The following is a 21,757-nucleotide window of genomic DNA, read 5'->3' on the forward strand; positions in this document are numbered from 1 at the left end:
ATGGCTTTCAACAGCTCGCTGTCCGGCATGAGGGCGGCCAACGCCGACCTCAACGTCACCTCGCACAACATCGCCAACGTCAACACCACCGGTTTCAAGGAGTCGCGCGCGGAGTTCGCGGAGGTGTTCTCCACCACTGGCTACGGCCTGCTGCAGAACGGCATCGGCGCGGGCGTGCGGGTGACCAACGTGGCCCAGCAGTTCTCGCAGGGCGACATCAACCAGACCGGACGCTACCTGGACCTGGCGGTGGACCGCGAAGGCTTCTTCACCGTCAGCAACAACGGGACGAACGTGTACACGCGCGCCGGCAACTTCCAGCGCGATCCCGACGGCTACGTGACCACGCCTGACGGCTACCGCCTCCAGGTGTTCCCCCCACGCGCCGACGGTATCGGCTTCGACACCGGCAATCTGGTCGACCTGCAGTTGCTGACCACCGACAGTGCGCCCGCGCCGACCACCAACGTCGACCTCGGCGTCACCCTGCCCGGCAATGCCGCGCAGCCGACCATCACCCCGTTCTCGCCGACCGACAGCGCCAGCTACAACGAGACCACCTCGGTCACCGTGTACGACTCGCTGGGCGTCGCCCACCAGCAGGCCGTCTACTACGTGAAGACGGCGAATCCGAACGAGTGGCAGATGCATACGTACGTGGACGGTGCTTCGATGGGCGCACCGACCACGGTGCAGTTCGACAACAACGGCACGCTCACCGCGCCGGCCAACGGCCTGGTGACGCTGGCGCCGTTCACGCCCAGCACCGGCGCCGGCGTGCTGAACATGACGATGAACATCAGCGGCACCACGCAGTACGGCGAGCAGTTCGCCAAGCGCATCCAGAACCAGGACGGCTATGCCACCGGCAAGCTCAACGAGTTCAGCGTGTCGCCCGAAGGCGTGGTATTCGCACGCTACTCCAATGGCGTGGACCGGGCCATCGGCCAGGTGGGCCTGGCCAACTTCACCAACCCACAAGGTCTGGTGTCACAGGGCAACAACACGTGGACGCACAGCTTCGCCTCCGGTGAGCCGCGCATCGGGGCGCCGGGCACCTCGGACTTCGGCCAGGTAGCCTCCGGCGCGCTCGAAGCCTCGACCGTGGATCTGACCGAGCAACTGGTGAACATGATCGTGGCGCAGCGCAACTTCCAGGCGAACTCGCAGATGCTGTCCACGCAGGACCAGATCACCCAGACGGTCATCAACATCAGGTGATTCGTGATGCGTGAGGGGTGATTCGCAAAAGCGCTGACATCTGAAGAACGGCAAGCCGGGTCACCGTCAGCACCCGCGACAGATCCCGCTCCAGCCCTTACCAATCACGATTCACCAATCACCAATCACCACCCACCCATCACGAGCCTTCCATGGACAAAGCCCTCTACGTCGCGATGACCGGCGCCCGCGCCTCGCTGCAGGCACAGGGCACCGTGTCGCACAATCTGGCTAATGTGGACACGAAGGGCTTCAAGGCGGCGCTGGCCGGCACCGAGGCGTTCAAGATCCAGGGACAGGGCTTTCCTTCACGCGTGGACGCGATGCTGATCGACCCTGGTTTCGACGGGCGCACCGGCTCGCAGATGGTCACCGGTCGTTCGCTGGACGTTTCGCTGCAGCCGAACCGCTGGATGGCGGTACAGGCCGCCGACGGTGGCACCGCGTACACGCGCAACGGCGAGCTCAACGTCACCCCGAACGGCCAGCTGGTCACCGCGGGCGGCCGCGCAGTGCTGGACGACAACGGCAATCCCATTGCGATACCGCCGGCACAGTCGATCGACATCGGCGCCGACGGTACGGTATCGATCATCCCGCAGGGCGAAGGTCCGCAGACCATGGCGATCGTCGGCCGCATGCGCATCGTCGAGGGGGCGCAGTCGCAGCTGGCCCGCGGCGGCGACGGGCTGATGCGTCCATCGGACCCGCAGGCGCCCGCATTGCCCGTCGCCAACGGCAACAGCCTGACGATGGGCGTGCTGGAAGGCAGCAATGTGGATGCGGCCGGTGCGCTGGTGCAGATGATCCAGTTGCAGCGGCAGTTCGAGATGCAGGTGAAGGTGATCCGGACGGGCGATGAGATGGCGCAATCGTCGAACCAGTTGCTGCGCCTCGGTGGCTGATGCTTCTTGAGCCCCTCTCCCGCCGGGAGAGGGGTTGGGGTGAGGGGCAACGAAGCCTGTATCCCTGCACATCTTTCTGGTACGACGCCCGCGACGACTGGGTTTCATGGTCTGTCGGGTTGGGCCTTCTTTTGTCGATGCATGGTGCCGCTCGCCGCGGGGCCTTACTTTCTTTGCTTGTGCAAAGAAAGTAAGCAAAGAAAGCACACCCAAGGCGGCGCGCCCTCCGCTTCGCTCCGGGTCCGCGAGCGGGCCGGGAATTTCCGTAAGGCACATCCAGGTGCCATACGGAAACGCCGTCATCCATGACGGCGCCCTTCGGGTTTTACCCTGCCCACTCGCCGCGCCTCATGGGGACCCGAAGGCAACATCAACAGCAAAGACGCGCGCCGATCCGTCGGGTGCGGCTCTTGGGGCCCCTTAGGTCCGGCAGTCACGGCGGGTAAAACCCCGCAGGGGCGGCGCACAGGACGTGCGCCGTTTTCGGCCGGGGCAGGAGGCCCCGTCCGAAAATCCCCGTCGTGACTGCGCACCCGCCGCGCAGCGGCGGGCGGACCGCCGGGGTGTGTTTCTTTTGCCTACTTTTCTTTGCAAAAGCAAAGAAAAGTAGGGCCCCCGCGGCCAGCGGCGCCATGCCGCCGAGCAAGTGGACTCTCCGGCCCCGCCGTCCGCCATCTTTCCGCCGCACAGGCTCCGACGCCCGCGCCGGACTTACGGCGCCCATTCCGGCACAGGACTTGCTTGAGAGGAGGCGAGGAACCGCACCACGCGGCCCCACCCCTTCCACCAGCGAGGAACCACGCCATGAACCAGGCCCTCTGGGTCGCCAAGACCGGACTGGACGCGCAGCAGACGCGCATGTCCGTGGTCTCCAACAACCTGGCGAACACCAACACCACCGGCTTCAAGCGCGACCGCGCCAGCTTCGAAGACCTGCTCTACCAGCAGGTGCGCCAGCCCGGCGGCTCCACGTCCTCGCAGACGCAGCTGCCGTCCGGCCTACAGCTCGGCACCGGCGTCCGCGTCGTATCCACCTCCAAGGACTTCCAGCAGGGCAACCCGCAGCAGACCGGCCGCTCGCTGGACGTCATGGTCAACGGTCGCGGTTTCTTCGAAGTGCTGCTGCCCGACGGTTCACCGGCTTACACGCGCGACGGCTCGTTCCAGATCAATGCACAGGGCGAACTGGTCACCAACAGCGGCTACCCCGTGCAACCCGGCATCCAGGTGCCCGAGGGTGCGCAGTCGATGACCATCGGCAACGACGGCACCGTCAGCGTAACCATGGCCGGTCAAGCGCAGGCGCTGGAGATCGGCTCGCTCACGCTCACCGACTTCGTCAATCCGTCCGGCCTGCAGGCCAAGGGCGAAAACCTCTACGTCGAGACCACCGCTTCCGGCCCCGCGCAGAACGGCACGCCCGGCCTCAACGGCTTGGGCAGCGTCGTACAGGGCTCGCTGGAAGGCTCCAACGTCAACGTCGTGGAGGAGCTGGTCAGCATGATCGAAACCCAGCGCGCCTACGAAATGAACGCCAAGGCCATCTCCACCACCGACTCGATGTTGGGCTACCTCAACAACAACGTCTGATCCACGCATACCGGGAACCGCCATGAAGCGCTCCACGTCCGCCACCACCCTCGCCTGCGCGCTGATGCTGCTGCCGGGCTGCGCACGCTACTACGGCGACGTGCGCCCGTACGCGCCGATGCAGCCCATCCAGCCCATCGTCGCCGCGCAGGCGCCGGCCACCGCCGGCTCCATCTACCGCGCCGGCCCCGGACTGAATCTCTATGCCGACCGCCGCGCCCGCGACGTCGGCGACCTGCTGACGATCAACCTGGTGGAGAACACCACCGCGCAGACCTCGGCCACCACCTCGGTGGACAAGAGCAGCGAGATCAGCATGGCCGCACCGAACATCGCCGGTGCGCCCGTTACCTGGAACGGACGCGACATCCTCAGCGCATCGGTCAACGGCGAGCGTGGCTTCAACGGCGCCGGCAACAGCGCGCAGAGCAACAAGCTGCAGGGCAGCGTGACGGTCACCGTGATCCAGCGCCTGCCCAACGGCAACCTGGTCGTGCAGGGGCAGAAGAACATGCGCCTCAACCAGGGCGACGAGCTGGTGCAGATCCAGGGCATCGTGCGCCCCGCCGACATCAACCCGGACAACACCATTTCCTCGGGCAAGGTTGCCGACGCCCGTATCGCCTATGGCGGCCGCGGTGCGATCGCGCAGTCCAATTCGATGGGCTGGCTGGGCCGCTTCTTCAACTCCCCGATCTTCCCCAACTGAGCGCCGTGATGGACACCAACGACTCCCACCACGCAGCGCCGACGCCCGCGAAGAAACCGCGTCGCATCGACACCTATACGCTGCTGGGGCTGCTGGCGTGGATCGGGCTGGTGCTGCTCTGCCTGGCCCCCGCCGCGCGTGCCGAACGCATCAAGGACCTGGCCCAGGTCGGTGGCGTGCGCAGCAATCCGCTGGTCGGCTACGGCCTGGTCGTGGGCCTGGATGGCAGCGGCGACCGCACCAGCCAGGCGCCCTTCACCGTGCAGAGCCTGAAGAACATGCTGGGCGAACTGGGCGTCAACGTGCCGGCCAACGTCAATCCGCAGCTGAAGAACGTGGCCGCCGTGGCGATCCACGCCGACCTGCCCGCCTTCGCCAAGCCGGGCCAGCCCATCGACATCACCGTGTCGTCCATCGGTAACGCCACTTCCCTGCGCGGCGGCAGCCTGCTGATGGCACCCTTGCGCGGTGCCGATGGCGAGGTCTACGCCATCGCCCAGGGCAACCTGGTGGTCGGTGGCTTCGGCGCGCAGGGCAAGGACGGTTCACGCGTGTCGGTCAACATCCCCAGCGTCGGCCGCATTCCGAATGGCGCCACGGTCGAACGCGCGATACCGAATGCGCTCGACAGCGGTGACGGTACCATCACCCTCAACCTGCACCGCGCCGATTTCACTACGGTCTCGCGCATGGTCGCGGCGCTGGAACAGAACTTCGGCGTCGGCAATGCCTATGCGCTGGATGCCGTCACGGTCGCCGTACGTGCGCCGGCCGACATGTCCCGTCGCATCAACTTCCTCGCACAGCTCGAGAACCTGGAACTCACTCCCGGCAGTGCGCCGGCCAAGGTGATCGTCAACGCGCGCACCGGCACCGTGGTGATCGGCGCGCAGGTGCAGGTGATGCCGGCGGCGGTGACGCATGGCTCGCTGACGGTGACCATCACCGAATCGGCCAATGTCAGCCAGCCGAATGAATTCTCGCGTGGCGGCAATACGGTGGTGACACCCGAATCGACCGTCTCCATCAGCCAGGAAGGCAACCGGATGTTCAAGTTCGAGGGCGGCACATCGCTGGACGAAATCGTCCGCGCGGTGAACGAAGTCGGTGCCGCGCCCGGCGACCTCATCGCGATCCTGGAAGCCCTGAAGCAGGCCGGTGCCCTGCGGGCAGAGCTCGAGGTGATCTGACATGACCAGCACGCCTATCGGCGCACTGAATTCTCCCCTGCCGCTGGCCGACGCCAGCGGCAAGCCCGACAACGCCCGCATCCACGATGTCGCGCGGAAGCTGGAGGGCCAGTTCGCACAGATGATGATCAAGTGCATGCGCGAGGCAGGCTTCGGGGATTCGCTCTTCCCGGGTGAAAACCAGGTGTTCCGCGACATGTACGACCAGCAGATCGCCACCGCGATGTCGCAGGGACGCGGGCTGGGACTGGCGCCGATGATCGCGCGCCAGCTGGGTGCCACCGACACCCCGGCACCTGTGGCGACCAACACCGCCCTGTCGGCGTATCGCCGCATGATGCCCACGGCCGAAGCGGCGGACTCCATGCTCGACGCCATCGCTGGCCGCGGCATCGGCAGCGGCACCGTGCGCAACGATGCCGGCATGCCGGCCACGATCACGCTGGACACCATCACCGTGCGTCCCGATGCGGCCTGCGACGAGGTCGAGAGCGTGGCATCGGCCGACCCGTCGAAATACGCTCGCAACACACCGGAGCGCTTCGTCGCCGAGATCTGGGACCACGCCAAGCAGGCCGCGAAGGAACTGGGCGTGGATCCGCGCGCCCTGGTCGCGCAGGCCGCGCTGGAAACCGGCTGGGGCAAGCGCCAGATCAGGACCGGCGACGGCGACAGCGCGCACAACCTGTTCGGCATCAAGGCCACCGGCTGGAAGGGCGAGCGTGCCCGCACCGCCACGCACGAGTACAGCAACGGCGTGAAACACAGCGAGACCGCTGACTTCCGTGCGTACGCTTCGCCCGCCGAAAGCTTCGCCGACTACGTTCGCCTGCTGAAGAACAACCCGCGCTACCAGCAGGCGCTCGCGGCGGGCAAGGACATCGCCGGCTTCGCCCGCGGCCTGCAACGCGCCGGCTACGCCACCGATCCCACCTACGCCAACAAGATCGCCTCGATCGCCAACGGGCCCACGCTGGGCAAGGTGTTGTCGGCGATCGGCGACACCGTCGGCGGCAAGATCGGCGGCCTCGTCGGCAATGCCATCGGCAACGCACTGCAGCGCTGATCCAGGGAGCACGCATGTCCAACCTTCTCGCCACCGGCAGCAGCGCCCTCCTCGCTTTCCAGCGCGCCCTGTCCACGGTCAGCCACAACGTCGCCAACATCAACACGCCGGGCTACTCGCGCCAGCGGGCCGAATTCGAAGCGCGCGACGGCACCTTCTTCGGCCAGGGCTACCAGGGCAACGGCGTGCAGATCGTCGACGTGCGCCGCATGGCCGACTCGCTGGCCACCTCGCGCCTGCTCGACAGTGGCGGCGAACTCTCGCGCCTGCAGCAGTTGTCGGTCCTCTCCACCCGGCTCGACCAGCTGTTCTCCGAGAAGGCGACCGGCATCAGTGCGCCGTGGTCCAGTTTCTTCGATTCGGTCAGCGCGCTGTCCTCCAACGCCGCCGGCTCCGCCGACCGCGAAAGCGTGCTGGCGCAGGCGAATGCGCTGGTCACCCGCTTCCGCCAGATCGACCAGCATCTCGACGGCTTGGATACCGAAGTCAATGCGGGCCTGACCGCCGCCACGGGCGAAGTGAACCGCCTGGCGAAGGAGATCGCCCAGCTCAACGGCCAGATCGGCGGCAATACGAATCCCTCCGGCGACCTGCTCGACCGTCGCGACCAGCTGATCAGCGAACTGGTCGCCTTCACCGGCGGCAACGCAGTGACGCAGGACGGCGGACTGGTCAACGTGTTCAGCGCCGGTGGGCAACCCCTGGTGGTCGGTGCGAGCGCCAGCACGCTGGTCACCGTGCCCGATGCGTATCGTCCCGAGCGCCTGCAGGTGGCGCTGGAAACCAATGGCCAGCGCATCACCCTGGACAAGCGCGCGCTTGGCGGCCAGATCGGTGGACTGATCGAGTTCCGTACCACGGTGCTTGACCCGGCCGTGGCCGAACTGGGGCGCGTGGCCACCTCGCTGGCGCAAACCTTCAACGAAGGGCATCGCGCCGGCATGGACCAGTACGGCCAGCTGGGAAGCGATTTCTTCAGCCTGCCCGCGCCGCGTATCTCATCGAACGCCGGCAACACCGGCAATGCCGTCCTCCAGACGTCGGTCGGGAGCGTCTCCGCGCTCAATGCGCAGAATGTGTTGCTGCGCTTCGACGGCAGCGCATGGGTGGCGACACATCCGGAGAGCAGCGCCACCATCGCGACCACGGGCACGGGTACCGCGGCCGATCCGCTGGTGGTGAACGGCGTGGAGATCGTGCTGGCTTCCGGCACGCCGGCCACCAATGACCGTTTCCTGCTGCAACCCACCGCGGGCGCGGCCGGCAACCTGGGCGTGGCGATTACCGATCCCGGCCGCATCGCCGCCGCCACGCCGGTCAAGGCCACGACCGACATGGCCAACACCGGCAGCGGCAAGCTGAGCGGACTGAAGGTGACCGACGCGGCCAACGCAGGCCTGCTGGCGCCGGTGGACATCGAGTTCATCGACGCCACGCAATACACCATCAACGGCACCGGCCCGTTTCCCTACACACCAGGGCAGACCATCGCGTCGAATGGCTGGAGCCTGGTATTGGATGGTGCGCCTGCCGCAGGCGACACCTTCAGCGTGGGCCCGACCGGCGCCAACTCCAGCGACAACGGCAATGCCAAGCTGCTGTCGAACCTGGACGATGCGCGCGCGCTCAACGGCGGCACGCTGACGCTCAATGGCGCCATCGGCGGGCTCACCACGCAGGTCGGCTCGGCGGCACGCCAGGCGGACTATTCCGCGCAGGCGCAGCAGGTCATCCATGACCAGGCCCAGGCTGCGCGCGATGCGATTTCCGGCGTCAACCTTGACGAAGAGGCCGCCGACCTGATGCGCCTGCAGCAGGCATACCAGGCCGCGTCGCAGATCATCGCCACCGCCGATACCCTGTTCCAGGCGCTGCTGGGAGCCACTCGCCGATGAACTACCGCATCTCCACCGGGATGATGTACCAGCAGTCGATCAACACGATGCTGGCCAAGCAGGCGAAGCTGGCGCATACCCAGCAACAGCTCTCCAGCGGACAGCGCCTGGTCACCGCCAAGGACGATCCGGTCGCCGCCGGCACCGCCGTGGGACTGGACCGTGCGGTGGCCGAACTCGAACGCTTCGGCATGAATGCCAGCGCCGTGCAGAACCGCCTGGGCCTGCAGGAGAACGCGCTGACCCAGGTTGGCGATGCGATGGCGCGCGTCAACGAGCTCGTTATCCAGGCCAACAATGCGGCCATGGGCGACGACAGTCGGCAGGCGATCAGCACTGAACTGAAATCGATCTACGCCGGCCTGCTGGACCTGGCCAACAGCACCGACGGCGCCGGCCGTTACCTGTTCGGCGGCACCAGCGACGGCAGCGCACCGTTTGCGATCTCCGGCGGCAACATGATCTACAGCGGCGACCAGACCCAGCGGCAGGTGGAAGTGGCGCCGGACATGTTCGTCACCGACACACTGCCCGGCAGCGAGGTATTCCTGCGCCTGCGCACCGGCGATGGCCGCATCGACGGTCAACCGGCCGGCGGCAACACCGGCACCGGCCTGCTGATGGGCTTCAGCGTGACTGATTCCACGGCCTGGGACGGTGACACCTACACGCTCAGCTTCGGCGCCGGCAATACCTATCAGGTGGTCGATGGCGGCGGCGCGGTGGTCGCCACAGGTGCCTACGCCAAGGGCGAGAGCATCGCCTTTGCCGGCGTGCAGATGAAGATCGACGGCCAGCCCGCCAATGGCGACAGCTTCACGCTGGGGCCGGCCGGCTCGCGCGACATCTTCGCCACGATGCAGGGCCTGATCGACACACTGGAGACCAGCCCCACCACCGACACCCAGCGTGCCGTCATGCAGAACAGCCTGCAGGCGGCCATGCGCGATATCGCCACCGCACAGAGCAGGATGATCGACGCGCGCGCCAGCGGCGGCGCCCAACTATCCGCTATCGACGACGCCGCCGCGCTCCGCGAGGCGAACAACGTCACGTTGCAGGGCACGCTGTCCACGCTGCGCGACCTGGACTGGGCCGAAGCCATCGGCCGCTACCAGATGGAAAACACCGCCCTGCAGGCTGCTCAGACGGTCTTCATGCAGATGCAGTCTCTGTCGTTGTTCAAGCTGATGGGCTGACGGCATACCTTTCCTTTCCTGCAGTCCTTGCCCTCACGCCGCGCTCCCTCGCGGCGTTCTTTTGCCTTCCTGTAGGAGCGACGTAAGGCGCGACCGCACGCTCGACGAGCTATGACCCCCAGTGCGAGCGTGCTGCAGACGCGTTCCTGGCCACGACCCTACGCGGTCGCGACTTACGTCGCTCCTACAGGAGTTTCCCTCAAGCCGGCCGCACCCGGAACACCACGCTGATCCGCGGCCCCTGCGCACGTCGCGTCTTCGGGATGCCATGTTCATGCGTCCTCTGCGAGGCATGGCTCATCGACAGCACGCTGCCCGGCGCCAGATCCACCGCCAGCGTCTCGCGGCGGCCTTCGCGGGCGCGGATCAGCATCCGCCGTGGCGCACCCAGTGACACCAGGGTGATTGGATGGCCCGCCACCACGGTATGCAGCTTGTCGCCATGCATGGCGACACTGTCGTGGCCGTCGCGGTAGAGGTTCATGCCGATGCGCGAGTACGGTGCGGGCGCCCTCGCCTGCACGCAGGCCAGCAGCTGCGCCAGCGGCAGGTCGGTCGGCAGGGTTTCCACGGCGTAGTTCGCCAGCAGACGGGGCACGTCGACGATGCGGTCGTACATCGGGCGTTGCAGGTGCGTCCACGCCGCGCGCGCATGCAGCAGGTCGAACCAACGCTGCGCCGTCGCGGCGTCGACGGCATCCGGCCAGTAGCGGATACCGCCTTCGGCATCGTCCACCAGTTGCACCACCGCAGGCGCAAACAGGTCATCGATCATGGCGGGCAAGGCGCGCACAAGGAGCTCAGTGGAAATCGCGCGAGCTGGTGTGCAGCTCGCCAAGCAGATGACTGAAGTCGTGCAGGTCGTGGGCAATCAGGTGGCGCACGCCATCGACATGTTCCCAGCGACCCCGCACCCCCAGCAGGCGCGCCCCCAGCAGGGCCTTGCGCCGGCGTTCGGCGATGCGTGCCCAGACCACCACATTGACCACGCCATGTTCGTCTTCCAGGGTGACGAAGATGACGCCGCTGGCCGTACCGGGCCGCTGGCGTTGGGTGACGATGCCGGCCACATGCACACCACGTCCGTGCGGCAGCTCCTGCAGCTGGCGCGAATCGACCACGCGCTGCTGGCGCAGGCGCTCTCGCAGCAACGCCAGCGGATGCACGCCCAGCGTCAGTCCGGTGACGCGGTAATCCGACAGCACGTCTTCGACCGGATTCGGCGCGGGCAACACGATGTCGTCTTCGTCGGGACTTCCCGGCAACAGCGGTCGCTGGCGTTCGACGCCGGCCACCGCCCAGCGCGCCGCATGGCGATGGCCGGTCAGCGCCTGCAGCGCGCCGGCTTCCGCCAGCGCATGCCGGGCCTTTTCGTCGAGGTTTGCGCGCAGGCAGAGGTCGCGCACGTCGGCGAACGGCCGCTGCGCCCGGGCAGCGACGATCGCGTTCGCCGTCCCCTCGGACAGACCAATCACCTGGCGCATCCCCAGCCGCAGCGCGGCTTGCCCGCCATCATCCAACCCGACACGCGCATGCCCGCCTTCCAGCGTGTTGTCCCAGTCGCTGCAGGTCACGTCGACCGGACGCACCTCGATGCCGACCCGCCCGCCGTGCCCTCGCCGTGCGTCCTGCACGATCTGGCTGGCCGAATAGAACCCCATCGGCTGCGCGTTGAGCAGTGCGCAAACGAAGGCCGCCGGCTCGTGCCGCTTCAGCCAGCAGCTGATGTAGACCAGCTTGGCGAACGACGCCGCATGGCTCTGCGGGAAACCATAGGAACCGAAGCCCTTGATCTGCTCGAAGATCTGGTCGATGAAGTCGGATGAATAATTCTTCTCTTCCATCAACCGACGGATCTTGTCGCGATGCGGCGCCATGTCCCCGCCCCGGCCCCACGCCGCCATCGAACGACGCAGGCCATCGGCCTCCGAAGGCGTGTAGCCGGCATGGATCACCAGTTCCATCACCTGTTCCTGGAACAACGGGATGCCCAGCGTGTTGCCGAGAATGGCTTCGATGCCATCCGAGGGATACGTCACCGGTTCCTTGCCCTGCCTTCGCCGCAAATACGGATGCACCATGCCGCCCTGGATGGGGCCGGGCCGCACGATGGCCACTTCGATCACCAGGTCGTAGAAATTCTTCGGCTTCAACCGCGGCAGCATGCTCATCTGCGCGCGCGACTCGATCTGGAACACGCCGACGGTGTCGGCGGCCTGGATCATGGCGTAGGTAGGTTCGTCTCCTGCGGGCGGCTGGTGCGCCAGGTCGATCGTGTAACCGCGATGTTTCGCTACCAGGTCCACGGCCTTCTGGATGCAAGTCAGCATGCCGAGGGCCAGGCAATCGACCTTCAGCAACTTCATCGTCTCCAGGTCGTCCTTGTCCCACTGGATGATGGTGCGGTCTTCCATCGCGGCGTTCTCCACCGGCACGACCTCGGACAACGGCCCGTCGTTGATGACGAAGCCGCCGACATGCTGGGAGAGATGGCGTGGATGTCCGCGCAGCTGGGTGGTCACCGCCAGCACGCGATGGATCAGCGGATTCTCCGGATCGAAGCCGGCTTCGCGCAGGCGCTGTTCCATCGGCGTCTCGCCATTGCCCCAGCCATAGCACTCGGCCAGCAGCGCGATCTGGTCCGGTGGCAATCCGAAGGCCTTGGCTACGTCGCGAACCGCGCTCTTGCCGCGGTAGCGGATGACGGTGGCGGCCAGCGCCGCGCGGCGGCGGCCATACTTGCCGTAGACGTACTGCAGCACTTCCTCGCGGCGCGCGTGTTCGAAGTCGACGTCGATGTCCGGCGGTTCGCCACGTTCCTCGGACAGGAAGCGCGCCATCAGCAACCGGCTTTCGGCGGGATTCACCACGGTGATGCCCAGTGCGAAGCAGACCGCCGAATTGGCCGAGGAGCCACGGCCTTGGCACAGAATGTCCTTCGACCTGGCGAAGCGGACGATGTCTTCGACCGTCAGGAAGAACGCCTCGTAGTTGAGCTTGGCGATGAGGGCGAGCTCGTCGTCGATCTGCGCGACGATGGCGGGCGGCGCGCCGTCCTTCCAGCGTTCCCGCATGCCCCGCTCGGTCAGCGCGCGCAGCCAGCTGGCCGGCGTGTGCCCGTCCGGCACCAGTTCGGCCGGATAGCGATAGCGCACCTCGTCCATCGAGAACGTGCAGCGCCGCGCCAGCGCTGCTGCCCCCTCGAGTAACGCATGTGGGTGGATGTTTCCCAACGCCCGGCGAGTACGCAGATGGCGTTCGCCGTTGCGGAACAGATGCCCGCCGCACTCGGCCAGCGGCAACGTATGGCGGATCGCCGTCATCGTGTCCTGCAGCACCCGTTGCCGGCGCACGTCCATGTGCACGTCGCCGGCGGCCAGGGCCACCATCGACAGCCGCGCCGACAGATCAAGCAGCTGCTGCAGGCGCGCGGCATCGTCCTGCTCGCGGTGCAGTTCCACCGCCAGCTGCGCGCGTCCGCCGAACACCTGCTGCAGCCAGCGTCCTTGCGCTTCGTCCGGCGCGCGCGCCGGCAGCCACAGTGCGAACAGTCCGCCGGCCTCCGGATCGCCCTCGCCCAGCACCTGCACCATGTCCTGTCGTGTCAGCGTGTAGGTGCCCTTGGGGGCGGCGCGACGTGCGGTGGTGATCAGCTCGCACAGCCGCGTGTAGCCCACGAGGTTTTCCACCAGCAGCACGCATTTCAACCCGCACTTCAGGGTGAATTCGCTGCCGACGATCAACTTCAGCCCGGTGGCGCGCGACGCCTCCAGCCCGCGCACGATGCCGGCCAGTGAGCACTCGTCGGTGATCGCCAGGGCTTCGTAGCCGCAGTGCTTCGCGCGGACGAACAGGTCTTCCGCGCTGGAGGCACCACGCAGGAAGGAGAAATCCGACAGGCAGTGCAGTTCGGCATAGGCCGGCAGGCCGTCGTCGTCGGGCGCGTCGTCATTGGCCGCCGCATGCGTCCGCAGCCGTTGCGCGGTTTCCCAGGCGCGCGGCACGTGCGCGCCCGGGTAGTCGCCGCGCTCCTCATCGCGGCTCACGCGAACCACCCATGCAGCATCCAGCCGCCCTGCTCGCCGGGCGGCGCGAAGGCCCAGGCGCGCTGGCCCTGCGAGGTTTCCAGCACGTAGTAATCGCGGCGCGCGTCCTCGCCGTCCCACCAGCCGCTTTCCAGCCGCTCCGGGCCGGAGACGATGCGCGGATGCGGATCACGAAGCGGCACCGGCTGCGGCAGCAGCCAGGTCGGGCGTGGCGGACGCACGGGCGCCTGCTCGATCCGGCCACCATCGCCCTGCATGCGACGCCACGCGCGTTCCGGGCGCGGATCGCCCGCAGGCGCCACGCGATGCACGGCCTCGTCGCCCAGGCGCGCACGCAGGCGTTCACGTAACTGCGGCCACGGCAGTTGCTGCTGCGATCGTGTATCGAACAGGTCGCGCGCCGCCGGCACGAACGGCGGCAGCTCGCGTGCCAGCAGGCGCACGCCGACGACCGGGTGTTCGATCTGCACGCGCTCCAGCCGGTTGCGGGTCAGCTCGAACAGCATCGCCGGTTCGCGTTCGGCGGCCAGCAGGCCCACCTCGACATCGGTATGGCCTTCCTCATGCTCCAGCCGCAGCACGAAGCGCTGCACGCCGCCGTCGCGGATGGACAGGTAGGTGGACAGGTCGCCGATCAGCCGGCGCAGCGGGAACAGCAGCGCCATGTGGTTCTCGACTTCGTAGCCGAGTTCGATGCACGCATCGAAGTGATCCGGCGGTGCGTAGTACACCAGCGGGTCGTCGGCCTGCCCGTACAGGCGGTCGAGGTGCTCCAGCACCGGCAGGCCGAAGCGGCGGCGCAGGCTGTCGCGCGGCAGGCCGCGCAGTGTGCGCAGGTCGCGGATGCCCATGCGGTGCAGGCGTTCGCCGGCGTCGTCCGGCAGGCGTGCGCGGCGCACCGGCACGCGGTCCAGCATCTCCGCCATGGCCGCGGGCTGCATCACCGCCAGGCCGTCGCGCAGGCCGGCGAACACATGCGCCGCGCGCGGCGTGGGCGCCAGCGCGAGGCGATGCTGGAAGCCCAACAGGCCCAGTTCCTCGCGCAAGCGCGCCTCGATGCGCGGCCACGGTCCGAGCAGGCGGAAGCTGGCGCGCACTTCCAGCACTAGGCAACCCGGCCACTGCGCACTGACCAGCGAACTGTGGCGGTAGGCCCACGCGGCGAGGAAACGCTGCCAGCGCGCTTCGGCCGGCGGATCGTGTTCGACCATCGCGAAGTCCGGCAGCAGCGCGTGCGCGGCGGTCAGGCGCATGCCGGCCCGCAGGCCCGCCTGCGCGGCCGACGCATTCACGGCATGCAGGGTGCGCAGTTGCGCGGCGCCACCGACCAGCGCCAGCGGCGCGTCGGGATCAGGCAAACGCCGGAGGACGGCGTCCAGCGCCAGCTGTGGCAGCAGTACACAGGCCCAAAGCATGCGCGCGCCTCAATGCGCGACCAGCGCGAACGACTGCGCGGGTGCCGGGCCGCCGCGGCATTTGCGCACCTGCCAGTGCGTGCCGCCCTGCGCATCACGGGTGGCCTCCACGCGCAACGCGGCCGCCGACGGATTGGCCGCATGGCGGCGGTCGCGCAGCGCGAAGCCCAGGCACTCGCCGCTGTCGGCAGCCACCTGCAGGCGACGCAATGCAGGCCCATCCGCCTGCACCGGCCACCCCAGCACGGCAGCGCAGGCGCCGCTGCGCAGGCATTGTTCGAACGCCCACAGCGCGTCGCGCGGTGAGGCTTCCACGATGTCCAGCAGTGCCAGATCCACGCCGGCCGCCTGCCACGCGGGCGCATACGGTATATACGGCGGCGCGATCACCGCCACCGGATTCCCCGCCTGCGTGAGCCGCGCCAGCGTGGGCAGCAACAGTGCCAGTTCGCCCACGCCGTCGGCGGGCAGCAGCAGTTCGGTCAGCGCACGCCGGGGCCAGCCGCCCTGCGGCAGCAGCGCATCGAGCGCGGCGTGGCCGGTGGGTTCGCCATCGGCAGCGATGGCTGCGCTGCGGCCCGCGTGCCACAGCGTGCGTGCGGCCAGCATCGTGTCGAGGGCGACGACCGCACCCATGTCAGCCGCGCCTTACCAGGCCGCAGTAGACGCCTTCGATGGCGAAGTCCTGCCCGGGCTGCACGTCGATGGGCGCATGCGCGGGATTGCGCGGCAGCAGGCGAATGCGGCGGCGCTCGCGCTGCAGGCGCTTGATGGTCAGTTCGCCATCGATGCGCGCTACCACGGTCTGTCCGTCGCGCGCCTCCTGCGTGCGATGCACGCCGACCAGATCGCCGTCGACGATGCCGTCGTCGATCATCGAATCGCCCTGCACCTTCAGCAGGTAATCCGGTTGCGGCGAAAACAGCCGGCGGTCCAGCCACAACTGCTCGTCCAGGCCGATGTCGGCCCCGATCGGCTGGCCCGCGGCCACCCGCCCCAATACGGGCAGCGGCAGCAGGTCCGCCATGCCGCCCGGCAGGCGCAGGCCACGCTTCTGGCCCGGGGCCTGTTCCAGCAGGCCGTCGGCGACCAGCGCCTGCACATGCTTCTGCGCGGCATTGCGGGACGCGAACCCGAAGGCGTCGGCGATGTCCGCCAAGCTGGGGGCACGCCCGGCCGCCAGTTCCCGGCGCAAGAAGGCCAGGACAGCGGCACGTTGGGGAGGCAGGTCGACGGGGTTCATGGGTGTACATTTGTACACCTACCCGTCGCTCAGGGCGAGACTGGCGGAGCCGCCGGCTATCGGCTAGGCATGTAGCCCTGGTAAGCGCAGCGCACCCGGGATGGCGTCACCGGACAATCCGCGTCCCGGGTGCGGCCTGCGGCCTTACCCGGGCTACGCGCTCGTCAGGCCGCCTGTTCCTCGGCTCGCTCGACCATGGTCTCGGCCATCTGCCGCCAGTTGGGCAACTGATCCAGTACACCCAGCGACTTCAGGTAGCCCTCGTCCACGGGTTCGTTGCTGGCCAGAGCCCCGGCCACGTGCACGGCGCCCGGCACCCAGAAGCTGCGCAGGCTGGAACGCTGCGGCTGGCGATGGAAGGCCACCGCCTCCACGATCGGCATCGGCAGGCCCCACAGGCCGAGCAGATAGGCACCGGCTTCGGTATGGCCGGGGCGGTCGTCGTCTTCGGCGGCTGGCGTGTCGCGCTCGTCGCGCACACCCGGCAGCAGCAGGCCGATGTCGGCCAGCAACGCCGCCGTCGCGCCCAGTTCGGAGCTGGTACGCGGCAGGATCTTCGCCGCCAGCCGCGAGGCCAGCAATGCGCGTTGCTGCAGGACGCTGCGGTCGACGTTGGAAGCGGTCTTCATCGAGAACACCTCGCTGGCCAGCACCAGGTCGCGCAGCGTGCCCAGGCCCAGTCGCGTGACGGCAGCGCGCAGATCGGTGATGGAACGGCCGTTGGAGAAATAGGCCGAGTTGCACAACTGCAGCACCTTGGCGGCGATGGCGGGATCGCCTGCCACCAGCGTGGCGATGTCGTTGGCGGTGCCTTCGTCCTCTTCCAGCGCACGCGTCAGTGCGAAGTACAGGTGCGGCGGCGACGGCAGGTGTTCGACCCGGCCGATGGCGCGGCGCAGGCGCGGACTGTCGAGCAGGTCGCGCAGTTCTTCCAGGCTGTGGATCGCCTCCAGCACCGTCTCCGACGACAACGGCAGCGGCAGGAAGCGGTGCGCCACGCCGATCAGCTTGATCGGCGCGGCCAGGCTCTCCGCAGCGCCTTCCAGCAACGCGATGCGAATCGTCTCCGGGCGCAGCGTGCGGATCTGGCCGAGCAGCGTGGCAGGTGGCAGGTCGGCGAGCGCAGGGCCCACCATCACCACGTCCACCGGACCATTGGCGACGGTGTACATCGCCGACTTGCCGTCGGCGACGACCTCCACGGTCCATTCGTCACCCATGTCGCCGATGTAGTCGGCCAGGTCGTCAGGCAGGCAGGCGGTGTCGCCAACATACAGAATGCGCAAAGCACTTCCCCTTGGATCGTTCTTGCAAGCTTCAACGCGCGCCCCTGCTTGAGGAGGCGCGGACCGGATGAAATCTAGCAAGGATGTCGGCCGCGGCCGGGCGTTCTTGAATCGCGATGCGGGGAATGCGCAGTCCTTCACATTCCACTGTCGGTGAATCCCCGACAGCGCCGCGACTCAGAAGCGGAACGTGCCCAGCAACTGCGGCCCGCGGTTGTCGAGGTTGAGGTTGCCAATGAAGCGCGTGCGCTCGAAATCGAGGTCCACGTCGTTGTAGTTGTAGCGCTACGAGAAGCCGAAGTACTCCCAGGGGAAGTACTCCACTTCCACCTGCGCTTCCAGCGCGTCGCCGGTGACGTTGCCACTGTGCTTCCTTGTGTACGCCAGCGCGGCGTCCATCGCCCGTGTCCCGACAGTGACCGCGCATACTCACCGCGCAGCATGGAGGGCCATTCGTCCCTGGAAAAGCGATCCCCCGCAGAAAGCCGATTCTGCGCAGACCAGCAAGCAGGGGACAAAGGGATGGCGCATGGGGCGGCTTCTGCGGCAAAGCCGACAGGCATGGCGTCATCGCCGACACCCCGACCCTGCCAGCATCCGTCCGGCGAGGGGCAATCACGGAGGATCTCAGGCGAACGGGGGCCCCACCGCCGGTGTCCCAGCATCCGGCTGCGCCAGATGCAGAAGCAGGTGTGCCAGCGTCACCACGTCCTGGAAGTTGTGCAGCAGCACGCGCCTGAGCAGGCCTGCGTCACCGCCACGCAGATACTGCAGCCATGCGCCCGGTGCTTCCGATCCCGGCAGGTCGTCCTCGCGCACGATACCCAGCGCGTTGCGCTCGATGGTGGCCAGCCGGCAGTTCTCCCAAACGCCGCGATAACGGCGGCGCGTGGGAAACAGCAGGTCGAGGTGCTCGATGCCGGCAAGCGGCGTGCCTTGTCGCGCCAGTCGGTAGCGCGTGGCCAGCAAGGGGGCGTCGTAGCAGCGTCCGTTGTAACTGACCAGCCGCGTGTCTTCCGACAGCCAGCCAGCGAATGCCCGCAGCATCGCCGGCTCCGCCGACAGGTGGGTGATCAGCAACTGGCGAACACGCAGGCCGCCGGGCACGAAATCCGACGCACCCACCATGAAGGCGCGCGTGCCGGTGCCACCGGACAGGCCAGTGGTCTCGGTGTCGAAGAACAGCATGCCCTGCGTGGGCAAGTCGCCGGTCCGCGCGAAGGTGCCGTCGACATGGGACGGCGCCTCGTCGAACGGCAGCACCTGCTCCAGTCGCAGCAATCCGGGCGCGATCTCCTCGCCCGGCAACGCACGATCGCCGCTACGCGTCGTCATGGCGGGACGCGTGCGTTCACGGATCCCCAGCATGCGTCGCAGCGCCGGCAAGGGATCATGCACCGGCGGCAGCGGCGCGGATGGCGACATGGTGCTGCCGTGCCCTGCCTGGCGTCGCAGCCGCTGCAGTTTTTCGAGGCTGACGCTCATGCGGCGTCCAGCAGGTGCAACACGCGCACCGCCAGCGCGCGCGGCGTGGTCCCGGCGTCTTCGTCGTTCGCCAGCACCGGACCGACGCAGGCAGGACAGCCGGCCTTGCAGTCGCACGCGGACACCAGTTGCACCGCACGCTGCACCAGTTCGCGCTGGCGTCGCCACAACGGTTCGCTCAGGCCGATGCCGCCGGGATAGTTGTCGTAGAGATAGGCGGTCGGCACGAAGCGCTCACCCGATACCGGCGACAGCACCTGGCTGTCCGTCCCTCGCAGCTGGCCGCGGCCCTGCGTATCCGGCAATGCGAACCAAGCACCGTCACCGTCGCCCACCGCTTTCTGCAGGTCGCGGCCTTCGGCCATCACCGCGACGGTAGCCGCGATGTGCAGCGCATACGCGGCACCAAGAAAACCGTCCAGCGCGTCCTGTCGCGATTCGAACGATGTCTCCAGCAACACCGGCGGCAGCTGCCACCACAGGCTGGTGGTGTGCATCTCCTGATCGGGCAGATTCACCGGGCCGTAGCCGATGTTCTCGTGGGTGTAGTAGCGGATCTTCTTGTAGCCGGCCACGCGTCGCACCACGTGCACTTCGCCATGGTGGCAGGTGCCCTGCCCCGCGATGCAGCCGTCGAAGCGCTCAAGCACCTTCAATTTCGTGTAATCGATCGCATCGGTGTAGTAGTCCACGTGCGTACGGGTGACGTAGGCCTTGCGTCCTTCCCAGTCCAGTCGCTCCACCTGGTACGGCGTGGACTGGATCATGTGGATGGCGCCTTCGTACAGCGTCAGCGGCGCGGCGCTGAAATCGACCTCGGCGATGATCACCTGGCGCCCATCGGTGCGGTCGACGACGACGAAGTTGCCGTCGGCCACCGAGCGCAGGCTGACCGCGTTGGCCGGATAGCTGTCGGCGATCCACTCGTAGCGGTCGCCTTCGCGATGGACCACGCTGTCTTCGTCCAGCAGCTGCAGGAACGGCGTCGGATCGACCGGACCGAAGGGTTCCCCGGCCAGGAACGGCAGCTCGAACGCGGCGCAGCGCACGTGGTCCAGCAGGATCATCGGCTGGTCGGGTGCGATGCGCGCGTGTTCCGGCGGGCTGTCGGCGAAAAACTCCGGATGCCGCACCACGTACTGGTCCAGCGGCTGCGAACTGGCGACCAGGATGCCCAGTGATGCCTGTTGCCGCCGACCTGCCCGGCCAAACCGCTGCCAGGTCGCGGCGATGGAGCCCGGATAGCCGTTCAGTACCACCGCGTCCAGGCTGCCGATGTCCACGCCCAGCTCCAGTGCGGACGTGGAGACGATGCCGTCGACGCGGCCGTCGCGCATCGCGCGTTCGGCCTCGCGGCGCTCGGTGGGCAGGTAGCCACCGCGGTAGGCGCGGATGCGCGCGGGCAGCCGTGGATCGCTGTCGAACACGTCCTTCAGGTACTTGGTCAGTACCTCGACCATCGTGCGCGACTGGGCGAACACCAGCGTCTTCAGCCCCGCCTTGATCGCCAGCCGCGCGATGCGGTTGCTCTGCGAGCGCGCCGACGCGCGCAAGCCCAGGTCGGGATTGACCACCGGCGGATTCCACAACAGCACGTGCTTTTCGCCCGTCGGCGCACCGGACTCGGTGATCGCATGCACCGGCAGTTCCAGCAGCGCTTCCGCATGCGCCTGCGGGTTGCCGATGGTGGCCGAGCAGACGATGAACTGCGGCGTGGCACCGTAGAACGCGCAGACCCGCTTGAGCCGGCGCAGCACATTGGCCACGTGGCTGCCGAACACCCCGCGATACGTGTGCACTTCGTCGATCACCACGTAGCGCAGGTTCTCGAAGAACTGCGCCCACTTGGTGTGGTGCGGCAGGATGGCCTGGTGCAGCATGTCGGGGTTGCTGACCACGATGTCGCCATGCAGGCGGATCGCCTGGCGCGCATCGCCCGGGGTGTCGCCATCGAAAGTGAAGGCTTTCAGGCCGAGGTCGCCGGCCCTGCTCAGGTCCAGCAGTTCCGCCACCTGGTCCTGCGCCAGCGCCTTGGTCGGGAACAGGTACAGCGCCTTGCCCCTGCGCTCAAGCGCCGAGGCCACCACCGGCAGCGTGTAGCACAGCGATTTTCCCGATGCCGTCGGCGTAACCACGGCCAGATGTCCACCCGCCTGCACATGCCGCCATGCCTCGGCCTGGTGCGAATACAAACGCCCGATGCCGCGCGCGCGCAGCGCCTCGGCCAGTTCCACGGGCAGATCCGCCGGCATCGGCTCGTAACGCCCTTCGCGCCCCGGAATCACGAATTGCCCGGTCACGCGATCGTGGTACTTGCCCGCGAGCCGCTCTGCCAGGGCACGGCCATCGGCTACGTTCACGGGCAGCAGCGCTGCATCGGTGGCGTGACGGCGGATCAGGGATGTCTGGGCGGGCATGGCGGACTCTCGGCGGCGTGTGCGCCATCAGAACCGTGCCGCGTCTCAATCCCTGAGACTGACCGCCTGCTGACAGGCAGCCACTGCCTC

At 67.8% G+C, this 21,757-nt stretch carries 16 protein-coding genes; 8 read left to right on the top strand and 8 right to left on the bottom strand.

Translation table 11 applies throughout. The annotated features are described in order from the left end of the window. From flgE to flgL, 8 genes are all read left to right on the top strand, one after another. The gene (gene flgE / locus FB548_RS11700) at window positions 1-1,221 is read left to right on the top strand and encodes a flagellar hook protein FlgE (RefSeq protein WP_142124954.1); all 1,221 of its coding nucleotides are present in this window, start codon (window positions 1-3) and stop codon (window positions 1,219-1,221) included. Between the two features lie 152 nt (window positions 1,222-1,373). Continuing rightward, window positions 1,374-2,126 carry a flagellar basal body rod protein FlgF gene (locus FB548_RS11705; RefSeq protein ID WP_142124955.1) on the top strand — a complete coding sequence of 251 codons (753 nt, stop codon included), beginning with the start codon at window positions 1,374-1,376 and terminating at the stop codon, window positions 2,124-2,126. An 804-nt stretch (window positions 2,127-2,930) separates the two neighbouring features. Continuing rightward, a complete protein-coding gene (flgG, locus tag FB548_RS11710; protein ID WP_142124956.1) occupies window positions 2,931-3,716 on the top strand; it encodes a flagellar basal-body rod protein FlgG in 786 nt (261 codons plus the stop codon). 22 nt (window positions 3,717-3,738) lie between these two features. Then, window positions 3,739-4,425, top strand: a complete 687-nt coding sequence (gene flgH / locus FB548_RS11715) for a flagellar basal body L-ring protein FlgH (protein WP_142124957.1) — start codon at window positions 3,739-3,741, stop codon at window positions 4,423-4,425. Between the two features lie 8 nt (window positions 4,426-4,433). After that, window positions 4,434-5,615 carry a flagellar basal body P-ring protein FlgI gene (locus FB548_RS11720; RefSeq protein WP_142124958.1) on the top strand — a complete coding sequence of 394 codons (1,182 nt, stop codon included), beginning with the start codon at window positions 4,434-4,436 and terminating at the stop codon, window positions 5,613-5,615. Window position 5,616: 1 nt separating this feature from the next. After that, window positions 5,617-6,681: a flagellar assembly peptidoglycan hydrolase FlgJ gene (flgJ, locus tag FB548_RS11725; RefSeq protein WP_142124959.1), complete on the top strand. Its 1,065-nt coding sequence runs from the start codon at window positions 5,617-5,619 to the stop codon at window positions 6,679-6,681. Window positions 6,682-6,695: 14 nt separating this feature from the next. Then, window positions 6,696-8,576, top strand: a complete 1,881-nt coding sequence (flgK, locus tag FB548_RS11730; protein WP_142124960.1) for a flagellar hook-associated protein FlgK — start codon at window positions 6,696-6,698, stop codon at window positions 8,574-8,576. Further along, on the top strand, window positions 8,573-9,775 hold the full coding sequence (gene flgL / locus FB548_RS11735; RefSeq protein WP_142124961.1) for a flagellar hook-associated protein FlgL: 1,203 nt from the start codon (window positions 8,573-8,575) through the stop codon (window positions 9,773-9,775). The genes flgK and flgL overlap by 4 nt, the downstream gene beginning before the upstream one ends. 199 nt (window positions 9,776-9,974) lie before the next feature. Here the strand turns inward: flgL and FB548_RS11740 are convergent, their stop codons facing one another. From FB548_RS11740 to FB548_RS11775, 8 genes are all read right to left on the bottom strand, one after another. Further along, entirely contained in the window at window positions 9,975-10,550 is a 576-nt protein-coding gene (locus FB548_RS11740; RefSeq protein ID WP_142124962.1) for an alpha-ketoglutarate-dependent dioxygenase AlkB, read from the bottom strand. 25 nt (window positions 10,551-10,575) lie between these two features. Continuing rightward, window positions 10,576-13,821, bottom strand: a complete 3,246-nt coding sequence (locus FB548_RS11745; RefSeq protein ID WP_304654062.1) for an error-prone DNA polymerase — start codon at window positions 13,819-13,821, stop codon at window positions 10,576-10,578. Beyond that, window positions 13,818-15,236, bottom strand: a complete 1,419-nt coding sequence (locus FB548_RS11750; RefSeq protein WP_142124963.1) for a DNA polymerase Y family protein — start codon at window positions 15,234-15,236, stop codon at window positions 13,818-13,820. The genes FB548_RS11745 and FB548_RS11750 overlap by 4 nt, the downstream gene beginning before the upstream one ends. Window positions 15,237-15,245: 9 nt before the next feature. After that, window positions 15,246-15,872 (bottom strand): translesion DNA synthesis-associated protein ImuA, encoded by a 627-nt coding sequence (gene imuA / locus FB548_RS11755; RefSeq protein ID WP_142124964.1) that lies wholly within the window; start codon window positions 15,870-15,872, stop codon window positions 15,246-15,248. Between the two features lies 1 nt (window position 15,873). Beyond that, window positions 15,874-16,479, bottom strand: a complete 606-nt coding sequence (gene lexA, locus FB548_RS11760) for a transcriptional repressor LexA (protein ID WP_142124965.1) — start codon at window positions 16,477-16,479, stop codon at window positions 15,874-15,876. A gap of 164 nt (window positions 16,480-16,643) precedes the next feature. Further along, the gene (locus tag FB548_RS11765; protein ID WP_142124966.1) at window positions 16,644-17,765 is read right to left on the bottom strand and encodes an HDOD domain-containing protein; all 1,122 of its coding nucleotides are present in this window, start codon (window positions 17,763-17,765) and stop codon (window positions 16,644-16,646) included. Window positions 17,766-18,392: 627 nt separating this feature from the next. Continuing rightward, a complete protein-coding gene (locus FB548_RS11770; RefSeq protein WP_142124967.1) occupies window positions 18,393-19,250 on the bottom strand; it encodes a ribonuclease H-like domain-containing protein in 858 nt (285 codons plus the stop codon). After that, entirely contained in the window at window positions 19,247-21,667 is a 2,421-nt protein-coding gene (locus FB548_RS11775; RefSeq protein ID WP_142124968.1) for a DEAD/DEAH box helicase, read from the bottom strand. Before FB548_RS11775 ends, FB548_RS11770 begins: the two co-directional genes overlap by 4 nt. Window positions 21,668-21,757 lie beyond the last annotated feature (90 nt).

This window comes from Pseudoxanthomonas sp. 3HH-4, assembly GCF_006716465.1.
Lineage (GTDB): Bacteria > Pseudomonadota > Gammaproteobacteria > Xanthomonadales > Xanthomonadaceae > Pseudoxanthomonas_A.